The sequence below is a fragment of the Janthinobacterium sp. SUN073 genome (genome assembly GCF_030397665.1).
Lineage (GTDB): Bacteria > Pseudomonadota > Gammaproteobacteria > Burkholderiales > Burkholderiaceae_D > Janthinobacterium.
Genome location: NZ_JAPUBT010000004.1, coordinates 226,959 through 246,162, shown reverse-complemented (window position 1 = coordinate 246,162; position 19,204 = coordinate 226,959). Strand labels below are relative to the sequence as shown.

Annotated in this window: 16 protein-coding genes; 13 read left to right on the top strand and 3 right to left on the bottom strand. The window is 65.8% G+C overall.

Annotated features, from left to right (window positions below; all coding sequences use genetic code 11):
• The first annotated feature begins 37 nt into the window (after nucleotides 1-37).
• The 4 genes from O0882_RS13935 (at nucleotide 38) to bla (ending at nucleotide 4,862) form a co-directional block, all read left to right on the top strand.
• Entirely contained in the window at nucleotides 38-1,528 is a 1,491-nt protein-coding gene (locus O0882_RS13935) for a hypothetical protein (protein ID WP_289948843.1), read from the top strand.
• Between the two features lie 187 nt (nucleotides 1,529-1,715).
• Nucleotides 1,716-2,108 carry a BlaI/MecI/CopY family transcriptional regulator gene (locus O0882_RS13930; RefSeq protein ID WP_289948842.1) on the top strand — a complete coding sequence of 131 codons (393 nt, stop codon included), beginning with the start codon at nucleotides 1,716-1,718 and terminating at the stop codon, nucleotides 2,106-2,108.
• The gene (locus O0882_RS13925) at nucleotides 2,105-3,868 is read left to right on the top strand and encodes a M56 family metallopeptidase (RefSeq protein WP_289948841.1); all 1,764 of its coding nucleotides are present in this window, start codon (nucleotides 2,105-2,107) and stop codon (nucleotides 3,866-3,868) included. The genes O0882_RS13930 and O0882_RS13925 overlap by 4 nt, the downstream gene beginning before the upstream one ends.
• Nucleotides 3,869-3,926: 58 nt before the next feature.
• Nucleotides 3,927-4,862, top strand: coding sequence for a subclass B3 metallo-beta-lactamase (gene bla, locus O0882_RS13920; RefSeq protein WP_289948840.1), 936 nt, complete (start codon nucleotides 3,927-3,929; stop codon nucleotides 4,860-4,862).
• A gap of 6 nt (nucleotides 4,863-4,868) precedes the next feature.
• On the opposite strand, the gene O0882_RS13915 is transcribed toward bla, so the two are convergent.
• Entirely contained in the window at nucleotides 4,869-5,192 is a 324-nt protein-coding gene (locus O0882_RS13915) for a tetratricopeptide repeat protein (RefSeq protein WP_289948839.1), read from the bottom strand.
• A 73-nt stretch (nucleotides 5,193-5,265) separates the two neighbouring features.
• Nucleotides 5,266-6,252, bottom strand: a complete 987-nt coding sequence (locus tag O0882_RS13910) for a zinc-dependent alcohol dehydrogenase family protein (RefSeq protein WP_289948837.1) — start codon at nucleotides 6,250-6,252, stop codon at nucleotides 5,266-5,268.
• A 120-nt stretch (nucleotides 6,253-6,372) separates the two neighbouring features.
• On the opposite strand from O0882_RS13910, the gene O0882_RS13905 reads away from it, so the two are divergent.
• From O0882_RS13905 to O0882_RS13865, 9 genes are all read left to right on the top strand, one after another.
• Nucleotides 6,373-7,293, top strand: a complete 921-nt coding sequence (locus O0882_RS13905) for a LysR family transcriptional regulator (protein WP_289948835.1) — start codon at nucleotides 6,373-6,375, stop codon at nucleotides 7,291-7,293.
• Nucleotides 7,294-7,330: 37 nt separating this feature from the next.
• On the top strand, nucleotides 7,331-8,191 hold the full coding sequence (locus O0882_RS13900; protein ID WP_289948834.1) for an AraC family transcriptional regulator: 861 nt from the start codon (nucleotides 7,331-7,333) through the stop codon (nucleotides 8,189-8,191).
• 293 nt (nucleotides 8,192-8,484) lie between these two features.
• Nucleotides 8,485-10,644, top strand: a complete 2,160-nt coding sequence (locus tag O0882_RS13895; RefSeq protein ID WP_289948832.1) for a TonB-dependent siderophore receptor — start codon at nucleotides 8,485-8,487, stop codon at nucleotides 10,642-10,644.
• Between the two features lie 4 nt (nucleotides 10,645-10,648).
• Nucleotides 10,649-11,773, top strand: a complete 1,125-nt coding sequence (locus O0882_RS13890) for an ABC transporter substrate-binding protein (RefSeq protein ID WP_289948829.1) — start codon at nucleotides 10,649-10,651, stop codon at nucleotides 11,771-11,773.
• Nucleotides 11,774-11,847: 74 nt separating this feature from the next.
• Entirely contained in the window at nucleotides 11,848-12,840 is a 993-nt protein-coding gene (locus O0882_RS13885; RefSeq protein ID WP_289949203.1) for an iron ABC transporter permease, read from the top strand.
• On the top strand, nucleotides 12,837-13,622 hold the full coding sequence (locus tag O0882_RS13880; protein ID WP_289948827.1) for an ABC transporter ATP-binding protein: 786 nt from the start codon (nucleotides 12,837-12,839) through the stop codon (nucleotides 13,620-13,622). The genes O0882_RS13885 and O0882_RS13880 overlap by 4 nt, the downstream gene beginning before the upstream one ends.
• The gene (locus tag O0882_RS13875) at nucleotides 13,619-15,355 is read left to right on the top strand and encodes an ABC transporter ATP-binding protein (RefSeq protein ID WP_289948825.1); all 1,737 of its coding nucleotides are present in this window, start codon (nucleotides 13,619-13,621) and stop codon (nucleotides 15,353-15,355) included. Before O0882_RS13880 ends, O0882_RS13875 begins: the two co-directional genes overlap by 4 nt.
• Nucleotides 15,352-17,094: an ABC transporter ATP-binding protein gene (locus O0882_RS13870; protein ID WP_289948823.1), complete on the top strand. Its 1,743-nt coding sequence runs from the start codon at nucleotides 15,352-15,354 to the stop codon at nucleotides 17,092-17,094. The genes O0882_RS13875 and O0882_RS13870 overlap by 4 nt, the downstream gene beginning before the upstream one ends.
• A gap of 30 nt (nucleotides 17,095-17,124) precedes the next feature.
• Complete coding sequence (locus O0882_RS13865) at nucleotides 17,125-17,253, top strand: hypothetical protein (RefSeq protein ID WP_289948822.1); 129 nt, start codon at nucleotides 17,125-17,127, stop codon at nucleotides 17,251-17,253.
• A 6-nt stretch (nucleotides 17,254-17,259) separates the two neighbouring features.
• Here O0882_RS13865 and O0882_RS13860 read toward each other — a convergent pair whose 3' ends face one another.
• Nucleotides 17,260-19,137 (bottom strand): hypothetical protein, encoded by a 1,878-nt coding sequence (locus O0882_RS13860; RefSeq protein ID WP_289948819.1) that lies wholly within the window; start codon nucleotides 19,135-19,137, stop codon nucleotides 17,260-17,262.
• Between the last annotated feature and the right edge of the window lie 67 nt (nucleotides 19,138-19,204).

The window sequence follows — 19,204 nt, the reverse complement described above, 5'->3', positions numbered from 1 at the left end:
AAGTAGTGTGCTACCGAATGTTGGAGATGTTTACAGTGTGTTTTCGTCCGAGTTGCAGCAGTACGTGGCTTGTCAGGTCACCCGCATCAAGGATGCTTCATCGTCCAGGCCGTTAGCTGCCGTGCTGGAGCTGGATTGGACCGGTGACGCCTTGCCCGATGCGGCCGCCGTGCAAGCCATGCGGCCGCTGCTGTGCGATTATTTCTTCTGGAACAAGCGCCACGATCACTGCTATGCCTCGGCGAACGTGCCGCCTGGCCATACCCTGGTTGGCAATATCGCGCCGCTGGTGGACGTGGAAGTCAATAGCTACCGCAGCGGCTGGAACGTGGGCGACAGCGTGCTGCGCCAGCGGAACTGGGAGCGCATCGATCCGCTGCGGCGCCAGCAGTTCAAGGCCGCATCGCGCGAGCGTGAAGTGACGCTCGGCGGCCACGTCTTCCGCCAGGACGCGACGAAAATCAATGACAGCGTCTTGCAGGCGCTGGGTGACCTGTCCGAACTGGAGCAGCTGCCTTGCCTGATGTCCATCGAGACCAGCAATGGCACGCCAGCCTTGATGGAGTTTATCCAGGGCAATCCCTTCATTAATGAGCTGGACTGGCAATCATCGACGGTGCATGCGCTCGATTTCAGCGGCAGCGGCCTGGAACGCCTGATCCTGCAGCCCGATGGCGTCAGCAGCCTGGTCTTGAACGAAGGCCTGGGTCTTCTCTCGCTGCGCAGCGCGCCATCGCCGGCGCTGCGCATCAAGGATGGCGCCGATGGCCGCCATCTGACACTGCAGTGCAAGCAGACGCTGCCGTCATTCCGCGGTCTCGACCAGCTGGGCGGCCTGTCGCTGGTCAGCATGAAAGAAGTCGATCTGGCGCAAGTGGCGCAGCGCTTTCCTCACCTGACGGCCTTGCGCATCTGGGGCAAGCCGGGACTGGCGTCGCAGATGGCCAGCCTTGCGCAATTGGCTCAGCTGCGGATGTTCACCGCCTGTGACCTGTTTGCTTACACGGCGGAGGAGTTTCCATCGGCCACGCAATTGCCGAAGCTGTCGGCCCTGTGGCTGACCAGCTTGCCCGCCGACGCCGCCAAGGCCATCAAGGCCGGCTACAAGAAAGCGGCGGCGCTGGGACTGGACTTATCGGTGACCAAGGCGCGCAAGCCGGAATGGCTGGCGGAAAATCTGCTCAACCCGTTCCGCGACTGGGATGGCCGCGAGCATATTTCCCCCGCGTATGCGAAAAAGGCGGCGCAGGCCTACAAGAACATGCTGGCCGTGACGCGCAGCATCGATGCCGCCATGGAGGCGACGGCGGCCGCCGCCGCGCTGGAGGCGATGGTCACCGTCTATGTCCAGGAATTCAACAAGATCGAGCGGCGGACGAGCATCATCGAGACGGTCGAGCGCGAGGAAATCTATACGGTGCTGGCCGAGCTGCTGGCCCAGCTGCGGCAGCAACTGGACGGGCAGGGGGCGGTACTCGTCGATGAGGCTGCCTTGCTGGACTTGTTCGACCGCTTGCGCGAATTTTAGAGCGCCTAACATAACCTACTGCGCGTCGCGATTTGCGGCCTCCGATGCTCACTGTGCATTCGCACAGCTGCGCTTCTCAGCCACAACTCACTGCCGCTCGCTACGGTTCTGTTGGGCACTCTTAGTCTTTTCATTCGCTAGAAAAAAAGTTCTAGACATGAAGTTCTAGAGCAGGTATTCTAGCGGCATGTTAAAAAATACCTCCACTCCCCATCCCACGGCCGCCGAACTGGACTTGCTGCGCATCCTGTGGCGGCGCGGTCCGTCCGACGCGCGCGCCGTGTACGACGCCCTGGTCGAAGAGCGTGCCGATGCCAGCTACGCCACCGTGCTGCGCCAGTTGCAGCTGATGCATGGCAAGGGTCTGCTGAGCCGCGATGAAAGTCAGCGGCCGCAGCTGTATGCGGCCGTCGACGCGCAGGAAAAGTTACAGACCAGCTTGCTCAAGGATCTGATCGGCAAGGTGTTTTCCGGTTCCGGCAAGGCGCTGGTGCTGACGGCGCTGCGCGAGCACGTGAGCGATGCGGAGCGCCTGGAAATTGAAAAGATCTTGCGCAGCAAGGATGGCAAGGTGCCATGAACGTGGATATGCGCTTGGGCATAGAGTTGGGCAACTTTGTCCCGGCGCTGGGCTGGGTCTTGCTGTATTTCATCTGGCAGGGCGTGATCGTCGGCGCCATCTCCGCCGTACTGCTCTGGCTGCTGCGCCACGCCAGCGCGCGCTGGCGCTATGCCGTCTGCGCGCTGGCGCTGCTGCTGTGCCTATGCATTCCCACCGTCCATCTGCTGTCTCTGTTGTCCGGCACTTCACTGGCCCAGCTGCCGATGGCTGCGCCGCCCGCTTGGCGCGCCGCGCTGCAAGCGTGGATGCCGGCCCTGGTGCTGGCCTGGAGCGCCGGTGTTGGCCTGATGAGCTTGCGCCTCTGCCTGGGCCTGGCCTGGGTCGGCAGGCTGCGCCGTCAGGCAGTCACGGCCCCGGCCATCTGGCAGGCGCGCCTCGATGCGCTGGCGCTGCGCATGGGCTTGCACCGCAGTCGGCAAGTGCCGCTGAAGCTGCATGCCGGGCTGGTCAGCCCCGTGACCGTGGGCTTCTGGCGCCCCGTCATCCTGCTGCCGGCCGCCTTGCTGAGCGGCATGCCCGTCGCCTTGCTCGAAGCACTGCTGGCGCATGAACTGGCGCACGTGCGGCGCTGGGATTACCTGGTCAATCTGTTGCAAAGTGTGGCCGAGGCGCTGCTGTTTTTTCACCCCGTCGTCTGGTGGCTGTCGGCGCGCATGCGGGCCGAACGGGAACAGGTGGCCGACGCGCTGGCTGTGCAAGCGCTGCAAGACCCGCAGCAATTGGCCACAGCCCTGCATGCCCTGTCCCTGCACACGGCTGTGCCGCAGCATTCCGGTTTGCTGATGTCGGCCCGGGGCGGGGCGCTGCTGACGCGCATCGAACGCCTGATGGCGCCCAGGCTAGATACGGCCGGCTGGAAACTGGCCGTGCCCGCGTTGCTGCTGGCCTGCGCCACCCTGCTGTTGCAGGTGCAGGGCAAGCCCGCCGTCAGCGGGGCGACCCTGGCCGAGGCCGCCGTCGCGATGCTGGACTTGCCCGTCAGCGCGAAACACATGCTGGTATTTGACGACAGCACGGGCCAGGTGCTGATGGCGAAAGATGCGGACGCCGTCGTGCCCATCGCCTCGATCACCAAGCTGATGACGGCCATGGTGGTGCTCGATGCGGCCCTCGACCCCGACGAACAGCTGCGCATCGTGCGCGCCGATGGCGGCTCGTCCTTGCAGCGCCACAGCCTGCTGGCCGATGGCGTGGCCGTGTCGCGCGGCGCACTGTTGCAACTGGCGCTGCTGCCGTCCGAAAACCGCGCCGCCGCCGCGCTGGCGCGCACCTATCCCGGTGGCAACGCGGCGTTTCAGCAGGCATTGCAGGCGAAGATCCGCAGCCTGGGCTTGATGCGCACCACCCTGACGGACCCCGTCGGCAGTTCGCCGGCAAATACCTCCACGGCCAGCGAGGTGGCGAAGATCGTGGCGGCGGCCGCGCGCTACCCGGACATCGCGCGCATCACCAGCCACCCGCAAGCCAGCGTGGCCGTGAATGGCCAGACGCGCACCCTGCACAATACCAACCCGCTGGTGGGCGGCAAGGGCTGGGACATTTTGCTGTCCAAGACGGGCAGCAGCAATGAGGCCGGCAGCTGCCTGACCATGCGCATGCGCAGCGGCGGCAAGCACGTCACCGTGGTGCTGCTGGACGCCGACGGCGCGCAGCGGCGCTCGCTCGACGCCGGCCACATCCGCGACACCCTGGCCGACAGGACTGGCCACATGCATTGATACCCCCCCCAGGGCGCGCCAGTGTGGGCGCCCTTCTTTTTACACTCTGGAGATGAAGATGACACTATTGGCGAAGTTGATGCTGGCTACGGTTGCGACCATGGCGGCAGGCACGGTGCAGGCGAAGACGCCCGCACCGATACAGAATCCACCTGTCGATTGCGACAGTTGCAAGGAATGGAATGCGCCCGTCAAACCATTCAATATCCATGGCAATAGCTGGTATGTGGGCACAGCCGGCCTGTCCGCCGTGCTGGTGACGAGTCCGCAGGGCCATATCCTGCTCGACGGCGCGCTGCCGCAATCGGCACCCCTGATCGTGGAAAACATCAAGGCGCTGGGCTTTCGCATCGAGGATGTGAAATATATTCTCAATTCGCATGCGCACTGGGACCATGCGGGCGGCATCGCCGCGCTGCAACGGGCCAGCGGCGCCACGGTGGTGGCCAGCGCCTCAGGCGCGCTGGGGCTGCAAAGCGGCACGAATGGCAAGGATGATCCGCAGTACCAGGCCGATCCCGTCGTGCATGTCGCGAAAGTGGCCAAGGTCAAGGTGGTGGGCGAGGGCGATACCGTCAAGGTGGGCCCATTGGTGCTGACGGCCCACATGACGCCGGGCCACACGCCCGGCGGCACGACGTGGACCTGGACCTCGTGCGAAGGCCAGCGCTGCCTGGATGTGGTGTATGCGGACAGCCTGAACCCGTATGCCAGCGGTGATTTCCGCTATACGGGCAAAGGCGCGGGCAAGGGTGGCTCACCTGACGTTTCGGCCTCGTTCGAAGCGAGCATTGCCAAGGTGGCCGCCTTGCCATGCGACATCATCATCCCCGTGCATCCGGGCACGACGGACGTGCTGGGCAAGGCGGCCAAGCGCAGCGGCACGGACAATCCCTTGATCGACGCCAACGCCTGCCGCGCCTATGCGGCGGAAGCGGGCGGCTTGCTGGCCAAGCGCCTGGCGAAAGAGCGGGGCGCGGCGCACGCGCATTAAACGGTTTTACTCGGCCGCCTGCTGCTGTTTTTGCAGGCGTTTCAGGAACACCGTCATTTCCTTGACGGCTTGCAAGTCGCCTTGCTGCTGGGCTACTGTGACGCCCGTCGTCCAGGCGGCCTGGGCTTCCTCCAGCCGTCCCAGCTGGTGCAAGGCCTTGCCCAGCAGTTTCCAGGCGGCGGAATAGCCCGTTTGCTGTTGCGTCGCCTGCGCCAGATGCAGGGCGGCTTGCTCGGCGTCATGTTCTTTCAGGCAGGCATCTCCCAGGCCAAAGCGCAGCAGGGCGCTGTCGCGTCCCTGCGCCAGCAGTTTTTCCAGTTTTTCACGCATTCCCGGCCTCATCTTGATATACAAGTATATTCTTGCATATTAACGCTTCATTACGCGGGAAACAAGCCCGCGTTCAGTCCTGCACCTCCACCACCAGCTTGCCGCGCGCGCTGCCGTCCATCTGTGCCACATGCGCCTCGTGCGCCGTGAGCAAGGTAAAACGGCGTGGGTCGAGCCGTACCTGCAGCTTGCCCGCGTCTATTAACTTGTTGGCTTCGCGCAAGATCGCGCCATGGCGCGCATGGCCCTCGCCGCTCAACAGCGGCAGCAGGGTAAACACGCCCGAATAGCTGGCCGCGCGCGCCGTCAGCGGGCTCAGGGCGAACGTGCCCCAGCCCAGGCAGCTGACGACGTGGCCACCATAGATTCTTGCCGCCTGGAAGCTGGCGTCCAGGGTGGCGCCGCCCACCGTGTCGTAGACGATGTCGAAGCCGGCGCCGCCCGTATGTTCGGCTACGTAGTCGTCCACCGTGCTGGTGCGGTAATCGATGAAGCGCGCGCCCAGCGCCTCGATGACAGCGCGGCTGGCGGCGCTACCCGTGGCATACACCCTGGCGCCAAGGGCGATGGCGAGCTGCACTGCCATGTGGCCCACGCCGCCCGCGCCGCCATGCACGAGCACTCTGTCGCCCGCCTGCACGTGGGCACGGTCCACCAGCCCTTCCCAGGCCGTGATGAAGACGAGGGGCAGGGCGGCCGCCTCGCGCAGGCTCAGTCCTGGCGGCACGGGCGCCAGCAGGCCGGCGTCGAAGACGCCGTATTCGGCCAGCGAGCCCTGGATGCCGGCTATGCCGCCCGCCATGCCATACACTGTTGCGCCGATGTGAAAAGTCGTCACGCCATCGCCCACGGCCGCCACCGTACCGGCCACGTCGATGCCGAGGATGGCGGGCAGGCGGGGCCGGGCGTGCGGGGCGGCCCCGGCGGCGATTTTCGTGTCGAGCGGATTGACGCCGCTGGCGGCGATGCGCACGAGGACTTGCCCGGGGCCGGGCTGTGGCACGGGCAGGTGCTCGATGGTCATGGGGGCGGTAAAGGTAGTCAGGACGAGGGCTTGCATGGGGTTCTCCATTGGGTTGATGCCCCAGTCTAGGCGGACGGCGTGCAAAGAAAAACGGGGCGCGGCGCGATGCACTATTTCAGTATCGTGGATAATCGTTGGCAAACAGAAGGGAAATACATGGACAGGCTGGAAGCAATGCAGGTGTTTTGCGCGGTGGTCGAGGCGGGCGGTTTCAGCAAGGCGGCGCAGCGCCTGGGCATTTCCACGTCTTCCGTGACGAACCAGGTGGCGGCGCTGGAAAAGCATTTCGGCGTGCGGCTCTTGCAGCGCACCACGCGCAGCATGTCGCTCACGGCCGAAGGCCAGCAGTGCCATGCGCAGGCGCGCCAGGTGCTGGCCGATATGGCGGCGCTGGAGTCCAGCCTTGAACAAGCGGCCGGAAAACCATCGGGCAGCTTGCGCGTGGATATGCCCAGCAGCATCAGCCGCAACCTGGTGGCGCCCGCCTTGCCCCGCTTTATCGCCGCCTATCCCGACATCGCCCTGCGCCTGACGGTCAGCGACCGCCTGCTCGACATGGTGGAAGAGGGCATCGACGTGATGCTGCGCATCGGCGAACCGCAGGATTCGTCGCTGGTGGCGCGCAGCCTGCTGCGCATGGATTACCTGTGTTGCGCCGCGCCCGCCTTTGTCGCCCGGCATGGCATGCCGCGCACGCCGCAGGAACTGGAACAATTTTCCTGCCTGCATTTCCTGTACCCGAAATCGCGCCTGGTGCGGCCCTGGCTGTTCCAGGACGGGGTCGCGGGCGAGCCGTATGCGCACACGCCGCCTGCTGCCTTGGCCTTCGACCATATCGAATCGATGATCGCCGCCGCGCAGGCCGGCTGCGGCATCGTGCAGGCGCTGTCCGTCTCCGTGTTGCAGCCCTTGCGTGAGGGCAGCCTGGTGCCCGTGCTGCAGCCATTTCGCACGGCCGGCCCCGACGTGTGGGCGTTGTTTCACCCGCGCCAGCTGCGTGCGGCCAAGGTGCAAGTGTTCGTGGATTTTCTGGCGCAGGTTTTTCACGGCCAGCACGCCATCCAGGCCGCATTATGATAATATAAATGAGAATTATTCTCATATGGAGCATGGCGTGGTATCGACTGCCTGGACGCGGCAACTGTCTTCCGAACTGACCTTGTCGGCCGGTTGCGTGCTGTCGCCCACTCCCGTCACCGTCAATACGCCCGTGTTCGAGGGCTTGCAAGTCATCGTCTCGCTGAATGGCAAGCTGAGCGGCAGCGTGGATGGCCGCGCGCCGTTCGCCATTACCGATGCGGGCGTCTACCTGGTGCTGGCGCGGGGCCGCCACGAAGGCTGCGACCGCTTTGAAGCGAATACCTTGCAGCGCTACGTGAAAGTGGGACTCGACGCGGGCCATGCGCAGCGCAGCGGCTTCGACCTGGAACGCCTGGCCGTCACGGGCGGCCAGCAGCTGCACCGTGATGGCGTGCTGGTGATGCGCCAGGCGCTCACGCCGGCCCTGCGGGCCATCGCCACGCAGATCCTGATGTGCCCCTTCGACGGCGCCGTGCGCGACATGTACATGGCGGGCAAGGCGCTGGAGATGGCGGCCGTGGCCAGCGACCGGGTACTGGGACGGTCGCGCGGCGGCGCTGGCGGCGCCGACTTGAGCGCCTTCGAAATCGAGCGCCTGCAGCAGGCGCGCGAGCTGGCCGAGCAGCATTTCCAGCAACCGCTGGGTTTGCCTGAAATAGCCAGATTAAGCGGCTTGAACGTGAAGAAGCTGACGGCCGGCTTTCGCCAGCTGTTTGGCGTCAGCGTGTTCGAGTATGTGCAGGATTATCGTCTGCAGGAAGCCTATCGCATGCTCAGCGCGGGCGGCTATACGGTGACGCAGGTGGCGTGTTTTGTCGGCTATGCCATTCCGCATTTCTCCACCTTGTTTCGCAAGCGTTTCGGCATGCCGCCCAGCCAGCTGGCGCGCGCCTAAGTAACCCCCAATAAATTATTGTGATTTCTGACTGCCATAACCGGCGCTCTGCAAGGTGGCCGACGAGGCGTTGCTCACTGCTAGCAGTGCCCGCACTGCGTCGCAGCGAGCGCCTTGCATAGCATCCGGTTCTGTTCGTCATAAATTCACACTAATTTCCCGAGGATTACTTAGCCGGCTGCATCTTTTCCGTCTTTCGTAAGGCGAAGGCCCGATAACGAAAGCAGCCGGTGCTTCCAGATTCTATGATGAATGATATTCATTCTCATTTAAAGCCTGGAAGGATTTACCGTATGTCACGTTCGCAGTCCCACCGTTTGCCGCGCCTTGTGCGCGCCGTTCCCCTTCCCCTTGTGCTGGTCCTGGCTTGCCGCGCCGCCTATGCCGCCGAAGCGCCTGATGCGCCGCAAGCCATGCAGGGCGTGACGATCGAAGCGCAGCGCCTGAAAATCGCCACGCAAAGCACGACGTCGAGCAAGACCGATACGGCGCTGATCGAAACGCCCGCTTCCGTTTCCGTCATCACGCGCGACCAGATGGATGCGCAGGGCATCCAGTCCGTCGGCGAGGCGCTGCGGTATTCGGCCGGCGTGCTGGCCAGTCCGTCGATGGCCGCTTCGCAGCGCTATGATCGTTTCGATAACGTCAAGATCCGCGGCTTCGACGTGGGCAGCAACGGCATGCTGCGCGACGGCTTGCGCGGCACCACCGTGCAAGCCTGGCCCAAGGTCGAGCCGTATGGCCTGGAAGCGGTGGAAGTGTTGCGGGGACCCAGTTCCGTGCTGTATGGCCAGAATTCGCCGGGCGGCATCGTCAACCAGATCAGCAAGCAGCCGCTGTTCCAGCCCTACCGCGAACTGCAATTGCAGACGGGCAACTTCCACCGCAAGCAGGTGCAGGGCGATGTGAGTGGCCCCATGGGCGAGGGCGGCGACTGGGCTTACCGCATGACGGGCTTGCTGCGCGATAGCGGTTCCCAGTTCACCGGCGTGCCGGACGATAAGGTGTATATTGCGCCCGCCCTTGCCTGGCGCCCCAGCGCGGCCACCAGCCTGACCTTGCTGGCCGACTACACGCGCGACAAGTTCGGTCCGCCCGCCGTGGTGGCGCCCATCCAGGGTACCCTGTTGCCGAACCGCCATGGCCGCCTTCCCTACAACCAGATGCTCAATGAAAAGGGCCTGGACAATCACCGCGTGCAATATTCGCTCGCCTATCTGCTGGAGCACCGTATCGACGACGTGTGGAGCGTGCATTCCAAGGCCCGCTACGGGCGGGTCAACCTGATCACGGAAACCATCCAGGGCCGCCTGCTGGCCGACCAGCGCACCTTGCGCCGCACACCCTATTTCTTCGATATCGATGGCGAGAGCTGGTCGCTGGATAACAATGCCAAGGCCAGCTGGCGCAGAGGCGGTGCCGAATTCGAAACCCTGGTGGGCCTCGACTACCGTCACACGAAAGAAGATTATGTGCTCAATGGCGGTCCGGCCGGCGCCGAGATCGATATGTATCAGCCCGTCTACCTGGGCCATATGCTGCCCACGCCCGAGCGCTACGCCAGCACCGTGCAAAGCTCGGACCAGTACGGCCTGTACGCGCAGCAACAGATCAAGCTGGCGCGGCAATGGGTGCTCAGCGCGGGCGTGCGCAAGGATTGGTCGGACACGTCCACGCGCGACCGCCTGGACGGCGTCACGCCGCCGTCGCAAAAGGATGATGCGCTGACGTGGAAGGCGGGCGCCGTCTATCTGGCCGAGAATGGCCTGGCACCTTACGTCAGCCTGATGACCTCGTTCAACCCCGTGCTGGGCAACGATTTCTATGGCAAATCCTACGACCCCACCAAGGGCAAGCAGGCGGAAGTGGGCGTGAAATACCAGCCGCCCGGTTTCGACGGATTTTTCACGGCCTCCGTGTTTGACCTGCGCCAGGAAAACGTGCAGACCCTGGATCCGAACAATTCGCTGAACCGTTTGCAGACGGGCGAAATCAAATCGCATGGCGTGGAACTCGATGCGCTGGCCAATCTCACGCGCAATTTCAACGTGGCGGCCAACGTCACGTGGAACCGCCTGGAAGTGAGTAAAAGCAATAACGTCAATGAAGTGGGCAAGCGTCCCGTCGGCATGCCGGAGACCATGGCCAGCGTATGGGGCAAGTACAAACTGGTGCAAGGCCCGCTGGCGGGACTGGGCATCGGCCTGGGCTTGCGCTACACGGGCGCCACCAAGGCCGACTCCGCCAACCGTATCGACGTGCCGTCCTACCTGCTGACGGACCTGGCGCTGGACCTGGATCTGCTGCGGCTGTCGCCGTCCCTGAGGGGCACGCAGCTGGCGCTGAACGTGACGAATCTGAGCAACAAGCATTACTACGACAGTTGTTCATCGAGCAATTGCAGCACGGGCGATGCGCGCCGCTTGCTGCTGACCGTCAAGCATGCGTGGTGATGCCATGAGGAAAATTTTATCCGCGCTGGCCGCCGCGTTGCTGACCTGCACCAGTTTGACAGTTGAGGCCGTCACCGTCACCGATCTGGCGGGACGCACGGTGAACGTACCCGACCAGGTGCGGCGCATCGTGCTGGGTGAAGGTCGCCTGATCTACACCTTGTCCATGTTGGAAGGAAAAAATCCCTTTGCCCGCCTGGCGGGCTGGCAGGGCGATTTCCGCCACCTGGATGTGCAGGGCTACGCGGCCTACCGCAAGGTCTTTCCGCAAGCGGAGCAGGTGCCCCTGGTGGGCGCCACCTCGGCCGACAGTTTCAGCGTGGAAAAAGCCCTGTCCCTGCGGCCCGACCTGGCCATCCTGGCCCTGTCGGGCGGCCACGGCCCCGCGCCGGGCAGTGACGCCGTGCGCCAGCTGGAAGCGGCCGGCGTGCCCGTGATCTTTGTCGACTTCAGCAACCATCCGCTGGCAAATACCGTGCCCAGCATGCGCCTGATGGGCAAGGCGCTGGACCGCCAGACGCGGGCCGCCGCCTTCATCGCCTTTTACGAAGAGCAGGTGGGTAAAGTTGCGCGCGCCGTGCAAGCGGCGCAGGCCCGGCCCGGCTTTCGCCGCCCCAGCATCTTTGTCGACATGCTGGCGGGCTTGCAAGGCTGTTGCGGCTCTCCCGGCACGGGCAATTTCGGCGAGATGATCGCCCTGGCCGGTGGCGAGAATATCGGCGCCGGCAAGATCCCCGGCCCCATCGGCACCCTGAACCCGGAATACATCCTGTCGCGCGATCCCGACGTGTATGTGGCGACGGGCGTGTTCGCCAGCGGACAGGGGGGCGTGACCCTCGGTTACCAGGCCACCCTGGCGCAGGCGCGCGGCAGCTTGCGCGCCGTGGCCTCGCGCACGGAAACGGCCCAGCTGAGCGCCGTGCGCGAAAAAAATGGCAGGCGTGCGCACGGTCTGTGGCATGTGTTCTACGACTCGCCCGAACACCTGGTGGCCGTGCAGGCGCTGGCCAAGTGGCTGCATCCGGCGCTGTTTGCGGACCTGGACCCGGCCCGCACGCGCCTGGAAATGTATCGCCGTTTCATGCCGATTCCCGCCACGGGCGTGCTGTTCGTGGACATGCAGCCGTGAGCGCCGTGCTGACACAGGCGCTGCCTGCCATGGCGGCGGGCAGGGCGTACCGCCAGCGCCACGTGCGCCGCGTCATGCTGGTGGGCGCGCTGCTGTGCGCGCTGGCCGTCTCGCTGGCGGTCGATATCGCCACGGGGCCGTCCGGCATGGGCATGTCGCGCCTGTTCCAGGTGCTGCTGCAGAGCGATGGCGTGCCGCGCATGGAGCAGGTCATCGTGTGGGATGTGCGCCTGCCATATGCGCTGATGGCCGTGCTGGTGGGCGCCGCGCTGGCGCTGGCGGGCGCCGAGATGCAGACCATCCTCGTCAATCCGCTGGCCAGCCCGTTCACCCTCGGCGTGTCGGCCGCCGCCTCGTTCGGCGCCGCGCTGGCCATCGTCCTGAACTGGAGCTTGCCCGGGGTGCCGCCCCAGTACCTGGTGTCGGCGAATGCCTTCCTGTTCGCGTTTGCGTCCGTCGGCCTGCTGCACCTGCTGACGCGCTGGCGCGGCTTCGGCGTGGAAAGCCTGGTGCTGTTCGGCATTGCGCTGGTGTTTGCCTTCAATGCGCTGGTGGCGTTGCTGCAGTTTGTCGCCAGCCAGGACAGCTTGCAGCAACTGGTGTTCTGGACCATGGGCAGCCTGTCGCGCTCCTCCTGGGACAAGATCGCCATCCTGGCCGCGGCGCTTGCCGTGATCGTGCCATGGGCCGTGCGCGACAGCTGGGCCATGACGGCGCTGACCATGGGCGAGGACCGCGCGCGCAGCTTCGGCGTCGATGTGCGCCGCTTGCGCATGCTGTCCCTGCTGCGTATCAGCCTGCTGTCGGCGCTGGCCGTGTCCTTTGTCGGTACCATCGGTTTCATCGGCCTGGTGGCGCCGCATATCGCGCGCCTGCTGGTGGGCGAGGACCACCGCCTGCTGTTGCCCGCGTCCGCGCTGGCCGGCGCGCTGATCCTGTCGCTGGCCTCGATTTGCAGCAAGACGCTGATCGATGGCGTGCTGATCCCCGTCGGCATCGTCACGGCGCTGGTCGGCATCCCGTTTTTCATGCTCATCGTCATGCGCCAGCGGGGAGGTGCGGCATGAACGGCCTGCTGGTGCGCAATGCCTGCGTGGCGTATGGACGGCGCGAGGTGCTACGCGGCGTCAGCCTGCCCCCCTTGTTGCCGGGCAGCGTGACTGCCCTGATCGGCCCGAACGGGGCCGGCAAGTCGACCCTGTTGCGCGGCATCGCCGGCTTGCAATCGATGCAGGGCGCCGTGCTGCTCGATGGCGTGGACCTGGCCTGCGGGCCGCAAGCCCGGCGCGCGCAGAGCATGGTGTACCTGCCGCAAAGCCTGCCCTCGCGCACGCGGCTGGGCGTGTTCGAGGCTGTGCTCAGCGCCGCGATGGCGGGGCGCAGCGAAGGCTGGCTGGGCGCCAGGGTCGATGCGGCGGCCGTGGCCAGGGTGGAGACCGTGCTGGCGCGCCTCGACTTGCTGCCCCTGGCCAGTCGCCAGGTCGAGGCGCTGTCGGGCGGCCAGCGCCAACTGGTGGGCCTGGCCCAGGCGCTGGTGCGCCAGCCCAAGGTGCTGCTGCTGGACGAGCCCACCAGCGCGCTGGACCTGTATCACCAGTTCCAGGTGATCGAGGCGATTGGGCGCGCCACGCGCGAACACGCTTTGATTACCGTCATCGTCCTGCACGACATCAACCTGGCGCTGGGCTGCGCCGACCAGGTGATGGTGCTGCACGATGGCGTGCTGGCGGCGTCGGGCGCGCCGCATGCTGTGATTGACGCCGCCCTGATCGCGCGCGTCTACCGTGTACGCGCCAAGGTACGCCAGCTCGATACGGCGGCCGTCGTCTGCGTGGAGGGGACATTGTGAGCGACTGGCGCGATTTATCGGCCTTGCTGGCCCCCGTGCGTGGCCGTTTGCTGGGCGCTGGCGCGCTGCAGGCGCTGGCCGCCCTGTGCGGCGTGCTGCCGTACATCGCCATGGCGCAATTGGGCGCCTTGCTATTGGCATCGGATGCCGATGCCGGCCGTGCCTGGAATATGCTGTGGCTGGCACTGGCGGCGCTGTGCCTGCGTCAACTGACGACGGCGCTGGGCCTGCACCTGACGCACCTGGCCGATGCGGACTTGCAGTGCCAGTTGCGCCTGCGGCTGGCGCGCCAGTTGTCCAGAGTGCCGCTGGGCTGGTACGCGGGCGGCAATGCGGCCAAGGTCAACGAAATCGTGCAGCGTGACGTGGCTGCGCTGCACCGCCTGGTGGCGCATGCGCCGTCCGACCTGGCCGCCGTGGTCGTCGCGCCCGTGGCATGCCTGGCCTGGCTGCTGCAGACGGACTGGCGCATGACGGCCATCACCCTGGTCGCGCCAGCCCTGGCCTGGTGGCGCTATCGGGGCATGGCCGCACCAGCCTTCCGAGAGGGACAGGCACAGTTGCAGCGCACCGGCGGCGAATTGGCGGCGGCGATGGTGGAACTGGTGCAGGGCATGGCCGTCTTCAAGACGTATGCGCAGCAGACGCTGCCGCAGGCACGCTTCCATGCCGTGGCCGGACGCTACGCGCGGCAGTTTCTGGCCTGGGTGCGGCGCTGGGGCGGCATGGGCGCGCTGGTCGATGTGCTGCTGTCGCCGCCCGTCGTGCTGGCTTTTGTCGTGAGCGGCGCCTGGCTGGGCGCGCGAACCTGGGCGATGGCGCCCGCGCAGATGCTGCCGTTTGCCTTGCTGGGCATGGCCTTGTGCGCGCCCGTCGCCGCGCTGGGACACGGCGCCGACGGCTTGAAGGGCGGCTTGGCGGCGGCGCGCAGGATCGGCGCCTTGCTGGCCGAGGCGCCCATGCCGCAGGCGCAGACGCCGTTGCTGCCGGCCGGCGACGATGTGCGTTTTGAACAGCTGCGTTTTGCCTATCCGGGCGGTATCGATGTGTTGCACGGCATCGATTTATGCCTGCCTGCGGGCAGCGTGACAGCCCTGGTGGGGCCGTCGGGCGGCGGCAAGTCGACCCTGGCCATGCTGTTGCCGCGCCTGTGGGATGCGACGGGCGGCGCCGTGCGCATCGGCGGCGTCGACGTGCGCCAGATCGATCCCGCCGTGCTGTATGCGCGTGTGGGGTTTGTCTTGCAGCACACGCAAGTGCTGCGCCTGTCCGCGCGCGACAACATCCGCCTGGGGCGGCCGCAGGCGAGCGACGCCCAGGTGGAAGCGGCGGCCCGTGCCGCGCACATCCATGCCCGCATCACGGCCTTGCCGCAAGGGTATGACACCTTGCTGGGCGAAGGCCTGGCGCTGTCGGGTGGCGAGGCGCAGCGCCTGGCGATCGCCCGCACCCTGCTGGCCGATCCCCGTATCGTCGTGCTGGACGAGGCGATGGCAGCCCTCGACCCCGAGTCGGAAGCGCAGGTGCAGGCTGGCCTGTCGGCCTTGCTGGCGGGACGCACGGTGCTGGTGGTGGCGCACCGGCTGCAAACCATCGTGCAGGCCGAGCAGATTGTACTGCTCGATGGCGGACGCATAGGCGAGCGCGGCACGCATGCGCAGCTGCTGGCCGCGCGGGGCATGTATGCGGCCCTGTGGGCGGCGCAAAGCCGGGTTGACGAGGTGGCGCCATGATCGCCACCGTGCGTTTGCTGTTGCGCCTGCTTGATGGCGCGGCCGCCGGCAAGTTGCGCCTTGCGCTGGCGCTGATGGCGGCCAACAGCGTCCTGGGTGCGCTGGCCCTGTGCATGCTGCTGCCGCTGCTGCGTGCCTGGCTGGCGCCGCAGCCGGGGCAATCGGAAGGTACATGGCTGCTACTGTTTCTGCTGTCGGTAACGGCCAGCGCCGCGCTGCGCCATGTCACGCGATTGAAAGGCTATGCCGCCGGCGCCCACTGCGCGCATGCGCTGCATCGGCGCCTGGCCGATAAAATCGTGCGCCTGCCGCTGGCCTGGTGCACGCCGCGCCGCGCCGGCGATATGCGCCAGCTGGCCTCTGGCGGCGTGATGGCCGTGATGGGCGCGCCCGCGCACTTGCTGCAGCCCCTGTTCGATGCCGTGCTGGCACCGCTGGTGGTAGGACTGCTCTGGCTGGCCATCGACTGGCGCCTGGGTGCGGTGCTGCTGCTGGCCATGCCGCCCTTGTTATTCGTGTATCGCTGGGCGCTGGCTTGCGGCAGCCGGGCCGAGACGGCGCTGGCGGCCAGCAGCGCCGAAGCGAATGGCCGCGTGCTGGAATATATCGCGGCGCAACCCGTGCTGCGCGCCACGGGCCGGTCCGAGCTGGGCAGCGCCATGCTGGAACAGTCGCTCATGCAACAGCGCCAGGCGGAACGGCGCTCCCAGCATTTGCTGTTCCCCGCCGCCCTCGGTTTTACCGTGGCGGCGCAGCTGGCGTATGCACTCTTGCTGGCCATCGGCTTGCGCCAGGTGTTGGCCGGCGCCCTGGATGTGCCGGCGCTGCTGGCGACATTGATCGTCGCCACCGTGCTGGCCGAAGCGATGGCCGCCGTCGTGCACACGGGCGCCGCCCTGCAGCAGGTGGCCCACACCCTGCGCCAGTTTGATGGCGTGCTGGCGCAGCGGGAATTGCCCGTGCTGGCCTTGCCCGGCCGTGTGCCGGAGCAGGGAGCGCCGGCCGTCGAGGCGCGCCATGTCTGCGTGCGGCGCGACGGACGCCCCATCGTCGATGCCGTCTCGCTGGAGATTGCTCAGCGTTCCCTGACGGTGCTGGTGGGTGCTTCCGGCTCGGGCAAGACGACCTTGTTGCAATTGTTGTGCCGCCAGCTGGATCCCGATAGCGGCGTGCTGCTGGCCGGCGGCGTCGATATGCGCACCAATGACGACGCCGCGCTGGCCAAACTGGCGACACCGATGTTCCAGCATACGTGGCTGCTGCCGGCCAGCTTGCGCGACAATCTGAGCCTGGGCCGGCAGATCGTGGCACAGGATCTGCTGGCGGCCTTGTCGGCGGCCGGTCTGGCATCGCTGGCGCAGTCCTTGCCGCAGGGCCTGGACACGGTGGTAGGCGAAGGCGGCTGGACTTTGTCGGGTGGCGAGCGCCAGCGGCTGGCGTTCGCCCGCGCGTTGTTGAAACCCGCGCCGCTGATGCTGTTCGACGAACCACTGTCGGCGCTTGACGCCATCAGCGAACGGCGTGCCATCGCCACCCTGGCTGACCTGGCGCGTACCCATGCCGTGGTGGTCGCCACGCATCGGCTGGCGATTGCCGCGCAGGCAGACCAGATTCTGGTGATGCAATCGGGGCGCATCGTCGAACGGGGCACGCATGCGCAATTGCTGCGGCAGGGCGGCGTGTACAGCGGCATGCAGCGCCAGGCGGGCCAGGCACGGGGATGGCATCTTGGAGTATAGGTTTTTATTGAGAATGAAATATCATTTGCCATGTTTTACTACTTGCTGCATTTATATCTGCTGCTGGCCTTGCTGCTGATGCCCGTGCTGTACTTTCCCTGCCGCGCGTTTGCCAATTTCCAGCGCACCTCAAAGCAGGCGTGGGTGCGCTACTTCTAAGCTCGCTTACTTGCAGTAGAGGCGATCAATGCTATGCGCCGATGCCAGGTAATGCCGCGTCTGCCATTCGATGGCCACACGGTAGGCGCACGGCGGGTCGAGCGCCACGTTGACGGGAAAACCGCCATTGTTGCCCGACAGATGGGGCCCACCCGCGCCGCCGCGGAACAAATAATTGTTCGGTGGCGGTGGCGGCGTGAATGTGGCGGACGGCAGCGGTGGTGGCGGGTGCGCGATGCCATTGTTGTTGGAAATCGTGATATTGAAAAAGCGCAAATGCGGGTGGTCGATCGTGTACAGGATATGCACGAGGCCGCCCGCGATGGGGTTGCAGGCATTGCTGCGCAACTCTTCCAGGTCCAGCGCCACGATGACGGGCGAATTGTCGAAGACGATGGAATCGAGCCCGTCCGTGGCCACCAGCGCCAGGCTGATGCCGTCGCGCACTTCGAAGCCCAGGCGGTAGCGGCGTATCGGTTCGCTCTCGACCGCCGTCAGGCTGCGGCCCGCGTCGAGGATGGGCAAGCCGCCCGGCAGCTTGGCCGGATGCAGGCTGGTGATGGCGGGCGTATTCACGGTAAGCAAGTCGAAGGTGCGCAGGAAGATGTTGGGCGCCACATTGACGATGGCCGTCGTGCCGTCGCGCATGTCCACCGTGACAGGCTTGCCGTCCACCCTTATCCAGCCGCCCGGTTGCAAATCGCCCGCATCGACGATCACCTGTGCCGAGTCGGCGAGGCCCAGTCCATTCGTATAAAACACATAACCGACCAAGGTGCCGAGCACTTGCGTGAGCGGCGCCAAGCTGGCGGGCGCCACCGTGGGAATGGCTGTCGGGTCGTCGCTGCCGCCGGGCCAGGACCATTCGCCGATCAGGAAGCGGTATTCGAGCGGGTTGGCGGGGATGGCGCTGTTGCGTAGCGGGCAATTGCCTTTCAGGGTAACGCCGCCGGCGAACACATACGAGGCGCCAGCGCCGCCCGCATAGCCTTGCGCGGAAAATCCGGCCAGCGAAGGGAATGGGTGGATGTCGAAGATTTCCACTTGCTGCCAGTGCGGCACGCCTTCCACATCGGGCGGCAAGACGTCTTTCGAGCACAATTCCACGCAGAAACAGTGGCCCACGTTTTCGCGCCCCGGCTGGCGCCCGTTGGCCTGGGTTTCCGACAGGATGGTCACGCTGCCCAGCTGCGCCGTGAAATACACGTCGGGACCGCTGGCGAATTCCACGTTGATGAACGGTGAAAACGGCGTCAGCGTAAAATCCGACGTCAGGTAGTCGATGCGGAAGCGCCCGCTGGCATCCGTCACCGCCAGGCCCAGCGCATCGTCCTGCAGCCAGTCCGCATCGAAGGCGCGCACGGTGGCGCCCGCGATCGGCGTGTGGGGAGAGTCGCAGGTGCGCAGCCGGCCGCAGATGGTCCAGGCGCCGAAGCGGGCGCGCACCAGGCACCAGAAGCGTTGCGGCAGGCAATAATCCCAGACGGCGAGGAAATCGTTGTCGACCTGGCGCCAGCGGGGCTGGATGGTGGTGATGGACAATTGCAGCGGCATGGGGTCTTTCGGGCCTGGCTTCAGATGCGGCACGGTGGGACACAGGATATCGACCTCGACGGCCTCGCCCTGGTATTGTTCCTTGTCGCCCAGGGTAAAGCTGTAGTTGCCATCGTCGTCCGTGCGCGTTTCGGCCAGCAGGGAGGGGGCTTTCGCCTGCACTTCCTCGTCCGTGAGGATGGCGAAGGTTTCCTTGGCGCTGGCCACGGCCAGGGCCGTGACGTTTTGCGACGCGCGCGGGCGGTACAGGCGCACGATGACGTGCGACAAGGCTTCAGGACACTCGGCACAGATCAAGCCGCACAGTTTGCCCCGCAGGATATAGGCCATGATGGCTCCCTTGCTGATGTGGAAGGCGCGCCGCTCGGAATGGCGGCGCTGTTACCAAGCTAGCAAA

Excerpts from the sequence above, each read along its gene's own strand:
- O0882_RS13930 (WP_289948842.1), top strand. The coding sequence starts at position 1,716 with ATGTTAAAAAATACCTCCACTCCCCATCCCACGGCCGCCGAACTGGAC.
- O0882_RS13925 (WP_289948841.1), top strand. The coding sequence starts at position 2,105 with ATGAACGTGGATATGCGCTTGGGCATAGAGTTGGGCAACTTTGTCCCG.
- bla (WP_289948840.1), top strand. The coding sequence starts at position 3,927 with ATGACACTATTGGCGAAGTTGATGCTGGCTACGGTTGCGACCATGGCG.
- O0882_RS13915 (WP_289948839.1), bottom strand. The coding sequence starts at position 5,192 with ATGCGTGAAAAACTGGAAAAACTGCTGGCGCAGGGACGCGACAGCGCC.
- O0882_RS13910 (WP_289948837.1), bottom strand. The coding sequence starts at position 6,252 with ATGCAAGCCCTCGTCCTGACTACCTTTACCGCCCCCATGACCATCGAG.
- O0882_RS13905 (WP_289948835.1), top strand. The coding sequence starts at position 6,373 with ATGGACAGGCTGGAAGCAATGCAGGTGTTTTGCGCGGTGGTCGAGGCG.
- O0882_RS13895 (WP_289948832.1), top strand. The coding sequence starts at position 8,485 with ATGTCACGTTCGCAGTCCCACCGTTTGCCGCGCCTTGTGCGCGCCGTT.
- O0882_RS13890 (WP_289948829.1), top strand. The coding sequence starts at position 10,649 with ATGAGGAAAATTTTATCCGCGCTGGCCGCCGCGTTGCTGACCTGCACC.
- O0882_RS13885 (WP_289949203.1), top strand. The coding sequence starts at position 11,848 with ATGCTGGTGGGCGCGCTGCTGTGCGCGCTGGCCGTCTCGCTGGCGGTC.
- O0882_RS13880 (WP_289948827.1), top strand. The coding sequence starts at position 12,837 with ATGAACGGCCTGCTGGTGCGCAATGCCTGCGTGGCGTATGGACGGCGC.
- O0882_RS13870 (WP_289948823.1), top strand. The coding sequence starts at position 15,352 with ATGATCGCCACCGTGCGTTTGCTGTTGCGCCTGCTTGATGGCGCGGCC.
- O0882_RS13865 (WP_289948822.1), top strand. The coding sequence starts at position 17,125 with ATGTTTTACTACTTGCTGCATTTATATCTGCTGCTGGCCTTGCTGCTG.
- O0882_RS13860 (WP_289948819.1), bottom strand. The coding sequence starts at position 19,137 with ATGGCCTATATCCTGCGGGGCAAACTGTGCGGCTTGATCTGTGCCGAG.